Below are 16,424 nucleotides of genomic sequence, written 5' to 3' on the forward strand. Positions count from 1 at the left end.
GTATAAAAATAAATTTTCAAAGTACAAGGAGAGCCTAAATTAATTTAATCCAGTTTAAATAGAATATTGTAGAGCATTACCACGGCTTCCGCCCTGGTTGCAAAATCCTTTGGTGCCAGGATACCGCTGCCTTTACCGTTTATTATCCCTGCGCCGTGAGTTACCGCAAGGCTTGAAAGGGCATAGTCGGATATTAAATGACTGTCTGAAAATTTCTCCAGTATTGAAGTATCTTTATGAGGAAGAGGGTTTCCTGTAATTCTTAATGTTCTGGCAAGTATTACAGCCATGTCTTCTCTTTTTATGGGTCGGTTGGGATGAAAATAGTTGTTGCCTACACCAGATACAATCCCCATGTTTTGGGCAATCATTACATCCCTGTAATACCAGTGTTCAGGTCGTACATCTGAAAAAGTCCCTATAGGTATTCTGTCAAGCTCAAAGGTCTTTACCACAAGGCTTATAAATTCAGCACGGGTTATATTATCATTTGGTGCAAAAATTTCTTCTGACCTTCCCTTTACTATTCCCATACCTAATAGAGAATTTATGGCAGTCTTGGCCCAGGGGACGGAGTCTAAATCACCAAATGTCTTTTTAAGTATGGTTCTTACCGCAACTGTATTGGTGTGAGCTGACTGTACATTTGAGTTGTATGCCCGTACCCTGTAGTAGTATATTGAGTTAAATTCAAGACCCGAGTCAGTAAAATTCCGGGTGTTTTCCGTTACACGGCCTATTTCAACAAAGTCTTTGCTGCCATGTCTTCTTTCTATAATAAATCCCTCTTCCTTCTCTGAATTGTCCTTCCATTCAAGAAGGTATTGATTGTCCCGTATATGGGTTACAATCAGGTCAGATGGGGGTTTAACTGTATTTATAAGCACTTTAACAGGCTGGGTATATGATTTTAAATTCATGGAAGAGTGGTATGCCCCGATTCTGAAATAATAAACTTCATCAGGATCTAAATCTTTTATTCTGTAGCTTCTTACCTTATTACCCAAAGAAGCCACTTCCCTCCATCTGCCATCCGGGTCTGTTCTTCTTTCAAGCTTAAAACCGGATATCTCCCTATCCTCATCATATTCCCATTCAATAACAACTTCAGACCCTGATAATACCACCACTATAAAATTTTCAGGTACAGGTAGGGTTAAAGGCTCAACAGAAGCTTCATTTGAATAATCTGAAGAATTGTATGAGTTGACTGACTTAACCCTGTATGTATAGTTTCTGTCATTTTCCACTTCGGTATCATACCATTTTAAATCATAAGGAGATATGGTTTCAATGGGTACAAAATTTGAATTTTCAGTTTTTCTCTCTATTATAAGCTCACTGTCAAAGGACAAAATACCTGACCACTCCAGCTTAATTATTCCGGAAGACTGCCAGGTTGCTTTTAAATCTTTTGGGGTCAATAGCTTTGTATAAACTCCGTTTTCAGCCTCTTCCCTGGGGTAAGGTCTTGAAAACACATTTTCACCGATTACTGCCTTAACCCTGTAAAAATATTCTGTATCAGAACTAAGATTTGTATCGCTGTAACTGCTAAAACCGGTGTCCAATATATCCACTATCTGCCAGTCACCGTCTTTGCCTCTCTTTCTTTCAATGACGGTGCCGTGATTTGAATAGTCAGCATATGTCCAGGACAGATCAATTTGCCTTGAAGATACAGGGGTTACAATAAGAGATACAGGCGGCTCCATTAAAAGGGAAGCGGATGCTGCCACCTCATTAGTGTAAGAGCGGGCTTTTCCAAAGGGATTAAAGGCAGTGACCCTGTATGTATAGCTTGAACTTGAAGTAACAGTACTGTCTGTATAATATGTGGTGTTTGCAGACACAGTTGCTATTTCAGCAAAGCTTCCATTGCCTGTCCTTCTTTCAATAATAAAGCCTGATTCATTATTTGAATTATCATTCCAGTTTAAAGTAAAGCTTGTAGGAGAATTTATATCAATGGTAAGGTATTTAGGTGAATCAGGTACATCAGCAGATATTTTGTATTCCCGGGTTGAATATGTATTTCCGCTGCTGTCTATGGCAGTAATTCTATAATAATAGGTTTTACCTGTTTCAATATCCTTTGTGTCAGAATAGGAGGTTATATTGCTGTCCACCTGGGCTATGGTTTTGTAGCTTGAACTGCCGGAATCTTTCCGCTGTACCAGCATGGTAAAATCCCCCAAAGGAGGATTGGTCCAGCTAAGGTCAATCCTTCCGGGACTTACAGGCACACACTGTAAATTTGAAGGTGAAGTAATGTTGGTTATTGGTTTGGAAATATTACTAACCCCTGTATAATTTTCAGTATCTATTTTAAGTCTGTACCTGTATATACCATTATCCGAAATCCTGTCTTTTATTGATGTAGTATCTTCTTTTAACTCTACGCCCACAACTTCCCAGTTTCCCCAGAATTCATCCATGTATTTGGCTCTTTCTAATTTAAACTGCTGTATTTGAGGGTGTTTTTCCCAGAAAATTAAAACATAGCCTTTGTCCAATTTTGCTGTGATGCTCGGAAGTTTAATGGGAGTTATTTCAAAGTTTGATGAAGCCTTTTTTCCGTTAATGTCTGCAGAATCTCCTGCAGAGTCGTCATCAGATTCATCACCGGAGCTATCACCTGTGTCGTCACCTGAGTTATCACCAGTGTCGTCACCGGAGCCGCCGCCGGAGCTATCTCCAGTGCCGTCACCTGAGTCATCACCAGTATCGCCGCCGGAGCCACCACCGGAGTCATCACCGGAGCCGTCCGCCAGCCCGCTACCGGAGTTGTCTCCAGGTTCGTCTGCCAGGTCGTCATCAGAGTCGTCCGCCGGGTCCTGTTCTTCAATAACAATGGCAAAAGAGGTAATTGTATATTTATTTGTTGTCCCCGGTGTTATGGAAGGGTCAAAAAAGCTTACGGAAGTCCCGTCCCCTTCTAAATACGCCATTTCTTCCCCCGCTTCATTGTATATGGCAGTGTATTTGGTAGCAAGGGAATTATTAATCCACTTTAAATTTATTATCTTGTTATTTAAATCCAGGTTCCATGACACAATGGAAGGTGCCTGCATTTCTTTGGTTTCAGCGGTACATGTTTCAGATTTTATAATTTCCTCTTCATCTTGAGGGTTTATTTTTACTGCCTCAACTTTATATTTGTATTTAGTTTTAGGCAAAAGCCCGGTATCAACAAAATACAAATAATTTTTTTCTTTATCCACATTGATAATTGAAAGCAGCACATAACCTTCATCATTATCATCGTTATTATCATCGCCTGTGTACTCTTTTCTATATACCTTATAATAAGATGCATCTGCCACTGAATCCCAGCTAATATTAATCTGGGTATCAGAGTTTAGGGCAGCAGGCTTTGCTCTTAAGCCCAAAGAGGCATTCACATTGGATATGGCAAAAATACATATAAGCAAAATAATTACAGAAAACATTTTTTTCTTCATAAAGTACCCTCCATATTAAAGACCTCTATTCTTTTATCGATATATTCAATCAAAAAAATAATAACTATTGATTTTTTTATTTTCACATGTTAAAATATTTATGTTTCAGAAATGATACAAAAATGATTATTTAGTTATGCGCCCGTGGCCAAGTGGATAAGGCACAGGTTTCCTAAACCTGCATTCGGACGTTCGAATCGTCTCGGGCGTACCAGAACCTCCTCAATTTATGAGGAGGTTTTTACTTTTTTATACTGCCTGAAAGCCGCTATAATTCCCTTTTGAGGAGAAATAATAAATGCAAGGAAAAACATTATGCCAGAAACAGTTGCCATAGAGCCGGAAATTGAAACGTCCAGAAGATGTGCAGCCTGGTAGCCTAAAATACCTGAAAGTATACCCAGTATGGCACTTATTAGTATCATAAACTTTAGTTTATCCGTTAAAAGATACGCTGTTAGCGGGGGTACAACCATAAGAGCCACTACAAGTATTGAGCCCACTGTATCGAATGCCCCGATGGCAGTTATAGAAACAACCGTCATAAGCCCATAGTGGACTATGCCCGGGCTAAATCCCAATACAAAGGCAAGCCCCGGGTCAAAGGCTGATATTTTTAATTCTTTATAAAAAAGAGAGATAAACAAAATGTTAACGATAAGTATAGCTGTCATGATGTAAAGGGATTTTGGTCCTAAATCAATATTTCCAATATAAAACCTTCTAAAGGGGGCAAAGGCAATTTCACCAAGCAAAACTGCATCTGTATCAAGGTGGACATTCCGGGCATATTTTGAAATGATAATTACACCAACACTGAAAAGTGAAGTAAAAACAAGACCTATGGCGGAATCTTCAGAAACTAGATTTGTATTTTTCAAAATTTCAACTAAAAAGACCGTAACTAATCCTGTGGCGGTGGCTGCTACTATAAGAAGAGGGGAGTGGATATCTTTTGTATACAAAAAGGCAATTGCAATTCCTGCTAAAATAGAATGGCTTATGGCGTCACTCATCATTGCCATTTTCCTAAGCACTAAAAAAGTGCCTGCCAATGTGCAGGCAAGACTTGTAACAACAGCTATTAATTGAATTTCAAACTGAGGGCTAATCATATAAATCACCTTCTAACTTTACCTTCTGATTGTAGTTTTCAAATTATTTTTAAAAGTCAGATTATTTTTGTGAGCAGAAATAAGTCTGCTTATTATACCCCTTTTAGGTGCAAATAAAAGGGAAAATGCAAACAGTGCAAAACTAATAAGAACAATTACCGGACCTGTGGGCATATTAGGGGTTTTGCTGCTTATTAATGTCCCTGTTATGCCTGATACCGCCCCAAAAAACCCTGCAAGTGCAGCCATTATTTCCAGCCTGTCAGTCCACTGCCTGCCGGCAGAGGCAGGTGCAATGAGCATGGCACTCATCAGCACAACTCCTACCGTTTGAAGACCTGTAACTATTGCCACAACTATAAGGCAAGTGAGCAGGATATCTATTTTTTTCATAGGAAGGCCAATGGTATAGCCAAACTCAGGGTTAAATACAAGGAGTTTAAACTCTTTCCAGAAGACAAAGGTTATGATAAGGGCTATGCCACTTAAAATGCCCATTGTAATAATGTCTTCTTTAAGGAGGGTCGCAGCCTGGCCAAATAAAAATTTATTCAGCCCAGCCTGCCTGGAATTAGGGAGCTTTTGTACAACACTTAACATTACCAACCCAAAACCAAAAAAAACAGACAATACAATTCCAAGAGCCCCGTCGTATTTTATTTTGGAATATTTTACAATAAACATCATGCATAAAGAGGAAACCCACCCGGAAATTAAAGCACCTGATAAAAGCACAACAGGAGAAGAGCTTTTAGTAAGTAAAAATGCAATAGCTATACCAGGAAGGGCAGAGTGTGAAACGGCATCTCCTAAAAGGCTTTGTTTTCTTAAAAGTGTAAATGTTCCTAAGATGCCTGAGGTAATTCCTAGTATTCCGGAGCCCAATAAAACAGTCCTCAACGTATAATCCTGAAATATTGAAAGCAGATATCCAATCATATTTTTTCACCCCTTAATAGGGCGCTTTTGGTGCTTTTATAGATGCTTTTTTCATTCTCTATTATGATGTTTTGACAGGGGATTTCAGGGGAGCTGTAAGTTTCAGCCAGGTTTTCTTCTGTAAACACTTCTTTACAGGGACCTAATGCAATACACTTTACATTTAACATCATTACCCAGTCAAAATACTCAACAACGGTTTCTAAATTGTGGTGGACGGCTATAATTGTTTTTCCTTTATTTTTTAGCTCTTTAATAAGATTTATTATTGCTTTTTCAGTGAGGGCGTCCACCCCTTGAAATGGTTCATCCATCAGGTAGAGGTCAGCATCCTGCACCAAAGCCCGTGCCAAAAAAGTACGCTGCTGCTGTCCTCCTGATAATTTGCTTATTTGTCTGTTGCAGTACTCCTTCATGCCAAGTTTCCCCAATGCATTTAATGCCAGCTGTTTTTCTTTTTTACCGGGTCTTTTAATCCAGCCAATACTGCCATAAAGCCCCATTGTAACCACATCAAGTACTGTTGTGGGAAAATCCCAGTCCACACTTTCCCTTTGAGGAACATATGCAACTTTTTTCCTTACACTCTTGTAGGGTTTGCCGTATATTTTTACCCTTCCTGCCACAGGTTTTATAAGACCCAGCAAAGACTTTATAAAGGTACTTTTACCGGCCCCGTTAGGACCTATAATTCCCATTATAATACCTTCAGGTACATCTATATTTATATCCCACAGCACAGGTTTATCACCGTATGCTGCGGTAAGTGAATTTACTTCTAATACTTTTTTACACATGATTACTACCTCTTAATATTTTATTTTTTATATGTTATTTTGATTTTTTATACTAATTTAAGTTAATTTGCTGTTTTATACGGTTTATTTAATATGTTTTATTTATTATGCTCTACTGTTTCAGGGCATCTACAATGGTATCAACATTGTGTTTTATCATTCCTGTGTATGTCCCTTCTGCTTCATCAGGGTCTCCCAGGGAGTCTGAAAAGAGTTTTCCCCCTATTTTTACATTGAACCCTCTTGACAAAACAGCTTCCTGAAGTGCCTCAATGTGGCGGGTTTGAACCGATGTCTCAACAAATATTGCAGGTACTTTATGCTGCAGTATAAATTCTGCTAAGTTTTTTACATCTAAAATTCCTGCTTCTGTCTCTGTGCTGATTCCCTGAAGGCCAATGACTGTGAAATCGTATGCATTGCCAAAGTAAGCAAATGCGTCATGGGCTGTTATTAAAATTCTTTTTTCTTTTGGAACTTCCAAAAGCTTCTTCTCTATGTATTCCTGCAGTTCATCCAGTTCTTTTAAGTAACTATCGGCATTATCGGCATAAATTTCTGCATTTTCAGGGTCTAATGCCATAAGCTTTTCTTTGACAAACTCCACAACTTCTTTCCACAGCCGGACATCAGACCATATATGGGGGTCATAATTTTTTTCAAGACCTTCCTCTGGAGTAAGGAGCTTTGAAGTGTCTATGGCATTGGTAACTGCATATGTTGGTATATTTAATTTGGACATTTCTTCAAATAAATCAGACATTTTACCCTCTAAATGAAGGCCGTTGTAAAAAATAACGTCTGCCTCTTGAAGTTTTTTTACATCACTTTCAGTAGCCTGGTAAAGGTGGGGATCTACACCAGGTCCCATTAATCCATCCACTATTAAAATATTTTTCCCTAAAATGTTAACTAAATCTGTGAGCATGGTTGTAGTTGTAACAACCCTTAAACTTTCATTACCTTGACAAAAATCATATCTATTGGAATTGCATTTACCTGTATTGGAAAAATAAATATACAAGCCAAAAAAGCCGGTGATTAAAATAAGAGAGCCAAATATGCACAAAAGAGCATTTTTCATTTGTCCATCCCCCTTTTAATATGCAAAGTAGATTAACAAAATTTTAGTCTATTATATGCATTCCTAAGGGTGGGGGTTACTTATAGACATTTTGTAAAAGTAAAATTTTTATTGAAAACATAATTCGGGTATAGTATAATTACAAGGCAGGTTCTAAAGAAAGATTATATTAACGGAGGTGGTAGAAATGGATCCTGGGCCCATTTATAAGTATAGCATTATTAAAACATCATGGTATAGAAGGAACGTTCTACCACTTTTATTCATATAAAAGTGATTAACCTTCCTTAACCAAATTTGTGTATGGTATTTTCAATTTAAAGCATAATACTACTATTAATTAATTCCAGTTAAGTTATTATTAACACTTTGATTTAAAGAAAGTTTTCGTTTACAGAAAATTTTCTTACTTGCTATTGTTGTGCCATACTCTTTATATAATAGCTTTGAGTATTATACAGTATGGCTTTATGTCTATTATTGTTAGAAATTTTAGTTTTTTGAAAGTAAGAGAGGTGTTTACAATGGATATTGAAAGAGAGAAAAAGCTGATAAGTGAAAAAAAATACTCTATTTTAAAAGAAGACTTGATAAATATACCACCTATTGACGTAGCAGATTTTTTAGATACTTTAGAGGAAAAAGAATCCCTGCTTATATTCAGGCTTTTGCCAAAAGGTATGGCGGCAGAGGTATTTGCCCATCTTTCAGCTGAAAGGCAGGCAGTACTATTTAATTTGGTTAATGAATCAGAGCTTAGAAGTATTTTGGAAGATTTGTTTTTTGATGATAAAGTTGACCTTTTAGAAGAAATGCCTGCAAATGTAGTAAAAAAAATACTTAAGAATACAAGTGAAGTTGAGCGGAAATTAATAAACCAGTTTTTGATGTATCCTGATTATTCTGCTGGAAGCCTGATGACAATTGAGTTTGTAGACTTAAAGAAGGAAATGACCATTAAGGAAGCCCTTGAAAGTGTTAGGAAAAATGCACCTGACAAAGAGACCATTTATACCTGCTACGTTACAGATGCAGAGAGGCATTTAGAAGGTACCATTTCTTTAAAAGATCTGGTTTTGGCTGACGGGGAAGTTAAAGTGGGAGACATAATGAAGAAAAAACCCATGTGTGTCAATACCCATGACGACCAGGAAGATATAGCAGATTTGTTTAAGAGGTATGATTTACTTGCACTGCCGGTAGTTGACAATGAACACAGGCTTGTAGGTATAATTACAGTTGACGACATAGTGGATGTAATTGAAGAAGAGGCTACAGAGGATATTTATAAGCTGGGTGCGGTGGAGCCCACAGACGAAGAATATATAACTGCAGGAATATTCAAGCTTGCACGTAAAAGAATAGTATGGCTTATATTTCTAATGATTTCAGCAACACTCACTGAATTTATAATAGTGAGCTTTGACGACAAATTAAAACTATTTGGTCTTTCTGCCTTTATACCTTTACTTATGGATACAGGAGGAAATGCAGGGGCACAGGCATCTACCGTAGTAATAAGAAGTATTGTTTTAGGTGAAGTGAATTTTAAGGATTTACTTAAGGTAATATGGAAAGAAATCCGTATAGGTGTTACCGTGGGTCCTATACTTGCTGTTTTGAATTTTACAAGAATATATTTTATATCCGGAAGGCCTTTTGGAGTAGCTTTAACCGTTACACTAACACTTATGGCAACTATTCTTGTGGCTAAAATGCTGGGCGGCATTTTGCCCCTTTGTGCAAAAAAGTTAAAGCTTGACCCTGCGATAATGGCAAGTCCTCTTATAACAACTATGGTGGACTCAATAGCCCTTATTATATTTTTTACAATTGCATCGCTGCTTCTGGTTTCTTAGAAACAGCAGGAAAAAAGTGCAGGGTATACGGGATAAAACCGTTTTATAAAAACAGGAACGGAGGGGATACATACCTTATGTATGAAGAAGCAACGCAGCACCGGTTTATGAATGAGGCACTGAAGGAAGCAAAAAAAGCTTATAACAAGGGAGAATGCCCCATAGGTGCTGTTATAGTAAAGGATGGCGTAATAATATCTAAGGGGCACAATGAAAAAGAGTTAAAAAAAGACCCTACAGCCCATGCTGAAATATCTGCGATAAAGAAGGCTTGTAAAAAACTTGACACATGGAGGCTCAATAACTGTGATATGTATGTAACTCTAGAGCCCTGCCCAATGTGTGCAGGAGCTATAATCCAGTCAAGGATAGGGAGGCTTTTTATAGGCGCTTTGGATGCTAAATCAGGGGCAGCAGGTTCAGTTGTGGATTTATTAAGAGTTCCCGGGTTTAATCACAAAGTTGAAGTAACCTATGGAATTTTAAGTGAAGAGTGTTCAGGTATCCTTAAAGATTTTTTTAAAAAACTGCGCAAAGGATAAATGAGCTTACATAAAACCTGAACACTTGATTTTATTTTCTATAATATGTATAATAATATTATGGTCTATAATGTTATTCTCTATAAAAGTTCTGTTCTTTTTTAAGAAAGTCTTTAAAAATCTGAAACAAAGTATCCGGAATTTTTCTAACACCAACAGCAAAAGAAAAAAGCTAAAAAAGCAATAAAAGTATTAATTCAAAAAACGCATTAATTCAAATCAGGCAGCAAAAAAGCAAAAAGCTAAGGTTAAAGAAAATTACATAATGAAAACCATATAATAAGAAAACTACATAACAAAGGACTGGTTTAAATGAAATTTATTAAAAGGAATGAAGGCGCAATATCCATTTTTTTGTGTATAGTTTTGCTGGTCATGATTGTATTAGCGGGCGTGTTGGTGGACGGTACAAGGCTTAATTTTTCTAAAACCCAGGTGGAAAGTGCTTTAGACAGTTCTTCAAAATCTGCTCTTGCCAATTACAATTACAAATTAAAGGAGCTTTATGGACTTATGGCTCTGTCTGATAGCGACCCGGAAGTGTTAAAGGACGGGATTTTGTATTATTTTGAAAGAAATTTAATGGTAAGGGGCATTGAAGATGAAGAGGAAGCCTCCTTCCTGGATTTTTTCGGATTTGGGGGAAAGGAAGAAATACCACCTCTGGATTTATATGATTACAGGGTGGAGGATTTAAAAGTCCAGCCTGTGTACAATTTATCAGAGCCAGAGGTTTTGCGGGCTCAAATATTAGAATATATGAAATACAGGGGACCAAAGGCATTGGCCACAGGTCTTATGGATAAATTTAAAATATTTGGTGATTTTAAAAAACAGACAGATATTCTGGAAAAGAAAATAGATGTTGACGAAGATCTTACAGATATAAAGAAACATCAAATAAAGGCTTCTGACAATATGGCAACTGTAAACAGCTTTGGAAGGGATTTGGATGTTTCTTCTAAGTATGAAGAACTGGCAGAGCATGTTGCAGATGCAATAAGTTTAGAAAAAGACTGTACAGAGCTGGAAAAAGAAATTGAAGAGCTGGATGATGATCTTAAAAGTGTTACTGATGAAATCGAAAAATATCAAGATGAAATAATGGAAATAGAAACGGAATTAATGCAAAAGATGCTGGAGGCCCTTGCAGAAGATAAGACCCCTCCTGATACTTCAGCAGAAGAAGAGAGAATACGCCTGCTTGGAGAGAAAGTAAATGAACTTCAGGAGGGCATTAAGGACAAAATAGCAGAAAAAGAAGAAAAAGAAAGCAAGCTAAATACCAAGAAGGAAGAGTTAAACAGCAAAAGAAGCAAAATAAGTGAAATAAATAATAAAATACTAAACAATCTGAAAAAATTTATAGATACAGCAAAAGATACGGTATCTTCCCTTGAAACTGTGAGGGATAAGTCTGTAAGAACAGTTAAAAAAATTGACAGTATAAATGAAGAACTTGAAGGAGAAGTGAATGAATTTTCCGATTTTACAAGAATGGATTTAGGAAGCAAAAAAGAAACAATATCTGCAGAGGATATAAACCCTAAAATAGATGAGGTTAAGCATAATTTGTCCATACTTGAAAGCATTAAGAAGAATATAGAAGAAAGTAAGGCGGATAAGCTTACTTTAGATGATTTTTCCGGCAGGGTACCTGGTTTAAATGAAGTAAAGGAAAAGTTAAATACAGGGTTTGTAAAAGAACAAATAAAAAGTTATAAAGGTATGGAAAATGGCAATGCCATAGACTATTATGTGGACAAAGGTGCCATTTCTGAAAAGTCAGATGATGAAGAAGACCCCAGGGATTTTTTCAATGAATTTGTTAAAAGCGGCGGGGTAGAAGATGATGAAAATAAAATAGAAGAGAATTTAAAGGAAATTCCAAAGGATGCCCCGTCTAAAGAAGGATACAGACCTACTGACATTGACGTTATAGAAAATGATGAAAAAATCATTGAGGGAATACTAAAAATAATGGAAGAAATGGAGTATACCAGCAGCGAGTACAGTAATGATATTCTTTATAGTGGCGGCAAAGGTTTGGAGGATTTTGACGCAGGCAGTATGTCTTTTTCAAAGTCCGGCTCAGTAAAGAAAGCACTTTCTTTATTTTCCAAAATGGCAGAATTATTTGTAGATGGTGTAACAAAAGTCAGGGACGACATGTATATAAATGAATATATAATGGGAAATTTTTTGAATTACACCACAAACCCAGAAAAGGACTATGATTTACGTGGGAGACTTATGAAAGAAAGACCTGCTTTCTTTGATGCAAACAATGCAGATGTAGAATATATACTAATAGGTTCAGAGGAAGAATCCATAAACATTTTAGGAGTCAAAGCCCAGATAACACTTATAAGGTTTGCACTAAATGCAATAGCAATATATACAGATCCGCAAAAGGTAAATGCAGCGTTAAAAACAGCAACTGCTGTGGCAGGTTGGACTGCAATAGGAGTTCCCATTGTTCACACACTGATTATGATGGGATGGGCAATGGCAGAGTCTATGTTTGATGTGAGTTTATTAATGAGAGGGGAAAGTATACCTATATTCAAAACCCGCAACACATGGATAACCGATCCTAAAAACATGGGAACTAAAATCAGGGAAATTTTTGAAAAAGAAGCAAAAAAGAAGGCAAAGGAAGTATCAGGATATCTAATTAGCCAGGCGGAAGGTATGGTAGCCGGGTATGTAGGAAATGCAGGAGATGTTTTAGAAGATTATATACTGTCAAAGGTAGATGCCCTTGTAGATAAAGCTTTCATACATATAGAAAATCCAATAAGGGAAGGTATGCATTCAGCGGAAAATATTTTCAAAGATTTAGAACAGAGTATTAATGTGAAATTAGAGGGGGAAGTAGGTAATATTATAAATAGCATTGGAAATCATGTTGAGAGTTTGTTAAACAATAAAATTAGTATTTTTAAAAACAGCACTTTAGGGGATTTTGACCTAAGTAAAGATATAATTATGGGTGCTGATTTTACCGAACTTTTCCATGGATGTGAGGAGTTTCAGGTATTTAAAGGAATGAAAGTGGAAGATGCGGTGAAAGAACTGAAAATGTTGATTTCAAAGGGAGAGACTATAGGAAGTTTTACAGTTGAAGAGACAAGTTTGATGGTTAACAGTTTGATTTTTAATACCATAGAAAATACAAAGGAAAAAATAAAAGAAGAGATAAAAGGAATGATACAAGAAAGTCTTAACCGTTTGAAAGAGAAATTTAATGAAGTTATTTCAAAAGCAGCAATGGAAGGAAAAGAAAAAGTAAATGAAATTATAGATTCCATAGGAAATAGCCCGGGAACCATAGGAAAAGGTGCCGGTGGTGTCAATTTATCTAAGGGAAAGATGGAGACAAATTTAAAGGCCTCTTTGGTTTCAATGAATTACAGTGACTATTTAAGGCTGCTTCTGCTTTTTGAAAGTGGCGAGAAAAAATTAAAGAGAATTGCAGATTTAATTGAGATGAATATGAGGAAGGAAACAGGGGATGTTAGTTTCAGCATGTCTAATTGCAGTACATATATAAGGGTAGAGGCCACTGTTTCAATAAAATATCTTTTTATGACCCAGCCTTTTATGCCTGAAGAATATAGAAGAAATAAAGAAAGCAGGATAGAGTTTACCATTCCTCTGTATAAGGGTTATTGATATAACGGGTATTTTGCGGCAGTTTAAATTCAAGAGCCCAATTTTAGTGCAGGTGAGACGGCAAATTATTCTTTTTGTATATGAATCTGAAGCTAAGAACTAAATTGTGCAAAAACATGACTTTAGTCATGGTTAAATAGTGACTAAAGTCATGTTTTTTAAAAAAACAGTGGCTAAGGTCACGAAAAAAAGTGACCAAAGTCATGGGAAATAGTGACTAAGCCATCAGGACTCCTGGAAGCAATTTAATAGCACTTTTTGTGTTAATTTTCAAATTCTCAACTGTTCTAAGCAAATGGCTATTAAGGTTGTCTCTCTTATCTATAAATCTAATATCTGTCAAATTCTTAATTTCTTCACTTTCTAGTGACAAGTCTAAAGATTGATTTTCAATCAATTTTTTAGCGTATTCAAAATCTGCAAAAACTAAATTACTCAGTAATAGTACTGAAAATAAACTAATAAAAATTGTTTTAGTAAAACTTTTAAATAACATACATATATATATATTGTAAATAATTTTTCAATTTTTCAATTTTAAATTATTATACTAATTTGGTATAGTAAATTATCTATATAAAAAAGAATAAAAAAAGGGTTAGTTTCTGTCAAGAAGAAACTAACCATGTAAAGGGGGTCAAAATGTATTTTGTGAGGTCATTTATAGTATTGACCCAAAACAGGGTTATTTATTCAAAAAAATTAAAATTTTTTTGAATATTTTTTTCCGTCCCAAACCCTGCCCCCTATTTTTATTGACATTTGTATAATTTTATAGCATTTACAGGACAAGCCTTCATGCACTCACCGCAGTTGGTGCAAACATCAGGATTTATCTTAGCCAGTGTTCCTTCAAATGTTATTGCATCAACAGGGCAAACTTTTGCACATTTCCTGCACCCTATACAGCCTACACTGCAATTTTTTCTTACAACGGCTCCCTTATCCAAACTTTTACATGCCACGGTATATTCATTGCACTTTGGAACCATCTCTATTATACCTTTAGGACATGCTGCAACACATTTTTCACAAGCTTTGCACTTAGACTCAATGACTTTTGCAAGACCGTCAATTATAACTATTGCATCAAAAGGACATGCCCTGACACAATTCCCAAGACCTACACAGCCATAGGTACATGCAGACGGTCCACCGTACAAATTTGCGGCTGCAATACAATCTTCAACACCTGAGTAATCAAATTTTTGCTTACAGTTTTCATACTTCCCGGAACATTTAACCCTTGCCGTCCTTGCTGTAGTGGGGGCAGCTTCTACACCAAGTATTTCTCCTAACTGCTTTACAAGCTCTTCCCCTCCTACAGGACAGCTGTTTATGTCGCATTTTCCCTCCACAAGGCACTCTGCATAGGCATCACATCCTGACTGCCCACAGGCACCACAGTTAGCCCCCGGAAGCAGTTCCCTTACTTTCGCAACTCTTTCATCAACTTTAACTTCAAAAACTTTTGATGCAACTGATAGTCCAAGTCCAAACAGAAGTCCAAGACCTCCTACCACCGAAGCAGATATAATCAAATTTTCAACCATACTTCAACAACCCCTTATAAATTCAACTTCTGTCTTGTAAAAACAAAACTAAAAGAAATCTTTAAAATAAACCTTATAAGTTTTTAAAATACGCCTTTAAAATATAAATCTTTAAAATATAAACCTTCAAAAATCTTAGCTAAAACAATCCCTGGAATCCAAAAAAGGCTAATGAAACTAAAGCCGCTGCTATAAGTGATATTGAAAAACCTTTTAGAGATTCAGGTATGTCGTTTTCTTCAAGTTTCTCTCTAATTCCGGCAAAAAGCACAAGGGCAAGGGTAAAACCTAATCCTGCTCCAAATCCAAAGAGCACTGTAACCCCAAGATTATACCCTCTTTCTATTCCCATAAGAGCCGCACCTAGTACTGCACAGTTAGTGGTTATAAGAGGAAGGTATATTCCAAGAGCTTTATACAGTGGTGGAAAAACCTTTTTCAACACAGCTTCAACAAACTGAACCAAAGATGCAATAATCAGTATAAATGCAATGGTGTTTAGGTATTCAAGACCATAGGGCTCTAGTAAAAGATCATACACCAGTTTTGTTATGGCAGATGACAACGTCAATACAAAAATTACTGCCCCACCCATACCAATGGCAGTATTAAGCCTTTTTGAAACGCCAATAAATGGACATATGCCCAAAAATTTTGTCAGTACAAAGTTCTCAACCAATACAGCACTTAAAACAATTATTAATATCTCCTTCATTATCCTTGAACCTCCCTTTCACCGGAAGCTAGATCACAAGGCATGGGACATGCAGAACATCCCTTGTTTTCTATCCTGGATGCAGAAATTTTATTTATAATCCCGATAATTATTCCAAAAGTTAAAAAACCTCCTGGTGCCAACACCATTATTGAAGCCGGTGGAAAAATATTCGCTGTAATTTCATAATCAAACCATGTTCCGTTTCCAAGAAGTTCCCTTATAGAACCTATTATCAATAGTGCCAGTGTAAAACCTAGCCCCATACCCAAACCGTCAGCCATAGATGCAATTACCCCGTTTTTGCCGGCAAAAGCCTCTGCCCGGGCCAGAATAATACAGTTTACAACTATAAGAGGTATAAATATTCCCAACGCTTTATCTATTTCCGGAAAATATGCCTGTAGAACAAACTGGACTAAAGTTACAATTCCTGCAATTATTGTGATGTATGCCGGAATCCTGATTTTATCCGGTATCAGCTTTCTTGTAAGGGAAATAGCCGCATTAGAAAGAATTAAAACTGCTGTAGCTGTAAGTCCCATTCCAATTCCGTTCTTTGCTGAAGTAGTTACTGCCAAAGTAGGACATGTGCCCAGCACCAGCTTAAAAACAGGATTTTCTTTTATTAAACCATTTGTAAAAATATTTTTAATACTGGTATTTTTACCACTCATA

Annotated in this window: 12 protein-coding genes and 1 tRNA gene; 4 read left to right on the forward strand and 9 right to left on the reverse strand. The window is 36.6% G+C overall.

Features of this window, described 5'->3' with window-relative positions:
• Positions 1–44 precede the first annotated feature (44 nt).
• Complete coding sequence (locus tag HVS_RS01595; RefSeq protein ID WP_101298710.1) at positions 45–3,464, reverse strand: fibronectin type III domain-containing protein; 3,420 nt, start codon at positions 3,462–3,464, stop codon at positions 45–47.
• A gap of 138 nt (positions 3,465–3,602) precedes the next feature.
• Here HVS_RS01595 and HVS_RS01600 point away from each other — a divergent pair.
• Positions 3,603–3,678: transfer RNA gene (locus HVS_RS01600), tRNA-Arg, on the forward strand.
• 13 nt (positions 3,679–3,691) lie between these two features.
• Here HVS_RS01600 and HVS_RS01605 read toward each other — a convergent pair.
• From HVS_RS01605 to HVS_RS01620, 4 genes are all read right to left on the reverse strand, one after another.
• Positions 3,692–4,579, reverse strand: a complete 888-nt coding sequence (locus tag HVS_RS01605; RefSeq protein ID WP_101298711.1) for a metal ABC transporter permease — start codon at positions 4,577–4,579, stop codon at positions 3,692–3,694.
• Positions 4,580–4,597: 18 nt separating this feature from the next.
• Entirely contained in the window at positions 4,598–5,518 is a 921-nt protein-coding gene (locus tag HVS_RS01610; RefSeq protein WP_101298712.1) for a metal ABC transporter permease, read from the reverse strand.
• Positions 5,515–6,315 (reverse strand): metal ABC transporter ATP-binding protein, encoded by an 801-nt coding sequence (locus tag HVS_RS01615; RefSeq protein ID WP_101298713.1) that lies wholly within the window; start codon positions 6,313–6,315, stop codon positions 5,515–5,517. Before HVS_RS01615 ends, HVS_RS01610 begins: the two co-directional genes overlap by 4 nt.
• Positions 6,316–6,427: 112 nt before the next feature.
• Positions 6,428–7,399 carry a metal ABC transporter solute-binding protein, Zn/Mn family gene (locus HVS_RS01620; protein WP_101298714.1) on the reverse strand — a complete coding sequence of 324 codons (972 nt, stop codon included), beginning with the start codon at positions 7,397–7,399 and terminating at the stop codon, positions 6,428–6,430.
• A 524-nt stretch (positions 7,400–7,923) separates the two neighbouring features.
• Here HVS_RS01620 and mgtE point away from each other — a divergent pair.
• The 3 genes from mgtE (at position 7,924) to HVS_RS01635 (ending at position 13,478) form a co-directional block, all read left to right on the forward strand.
• The gene (gene mgtE, locus HVS_RS01625; protein ID WP_101298715.1) at positions 7,924–9,258 is read left to right on the forward strand and encodes a magnesium transporter; all 1,335 of its coding nucleotides are present in this window, start codon (positions 7,924–7,926) and stop codon (positions 9,256–9,258) included.
• 77 nt (positions 9,259–9,335) lie between these two features.
• Positions 9,336–9,800, forward strand: coding sequence for a tRNA adenosine(34) deaminase TadA (tadA, locus tag HVS_RS01630; protein WP_101298716.1), 465 nt, complete (start codon positions 9,336–9,338; stop codon positions 9,798–9,800).
• A gap of 375 nt (positions 9,801–10,175) precedes the next feature.
• The gene (locus HVS_RS01635; protein WP_242971635.1) at positions 10,176–13,478 is read left to right on the forward strand and encodes a DUF5702 domain-containing protein; all 3,303 of its coding nucleotides are present in this window, start codon (positions 10,176–10,178) and stop codon (positions 13,476–13,478) included.
• 217 nt (positions 13,479–13,695) lie between these two features.
• On the opposite strand, the gene HVS_RS01640 is transcribed toward HVS_RS01635, so the two are convergent.
• The 4 genes from HVS_RS01640 to rsxE all read right to left on the reverse strand — a co-directional run bounded on the left by HVS_RS01640 (position 13,696) and on the right by rsxE (position 16,423).
• A complete protein-coding gene (locus HVS_RS01640) occupies positions 13,696–13,974 on the reverse strand; it encodes a hypothetical protein (protein WP_101298718.1) in 279 nt (92 codons plus the stop codon).
• A 256-nt stretch (positions 13,975–14,230) separates the two neighbouring features.
• Positions 14,231–15,031, reverse strand: coding sequence for an RnfABCDGE type electron transport complex subunit B (locus HVS_RS01645; protein ID WP_101298719.1), 801 nt, complete (start codon positions 15,029–15,031; stop codon positions 14,231–14,233).
• A gap of 139 nt (positions 15,032–15,170) precedes the next feature.
• On the reverse strand, positions 15,171–15,746 hold the full coding sequence (gene rsxA, locus HVS_RS01650; RefSeq protein WP_101298720.1) for an electron transport complex subunit RsxA: 576 nt from the start codon (positions 15,744–15,746) through the stop codon (positions 15,171–15,173).
• Positions 15,746–16,423: an electron transport complex subunit RsxE gene (gene rsxE / locus HVS_RS01655; protein WP_101298721.1), complete on the reverse strand. Its 678-nt coding sequence runs from the start codon at positions 16,421–16,423 to the stop codon at positions 15,746–15,748. The genes rsxA and rsxE overlap by 1 nt, the downstream gene beginning before the upstream one ends.
• Position 16,424: the final 1 nt, after the last annotated feature.

It is taken from the genome of Acetivibrio saccincola (assembly GCF_002844395.1).
GTDB lineage: Bacteria > Bacillota > Clostridia > Acetivibrionales > Acetivibrionaceae > Herbivorax > Herbivorax saccincola.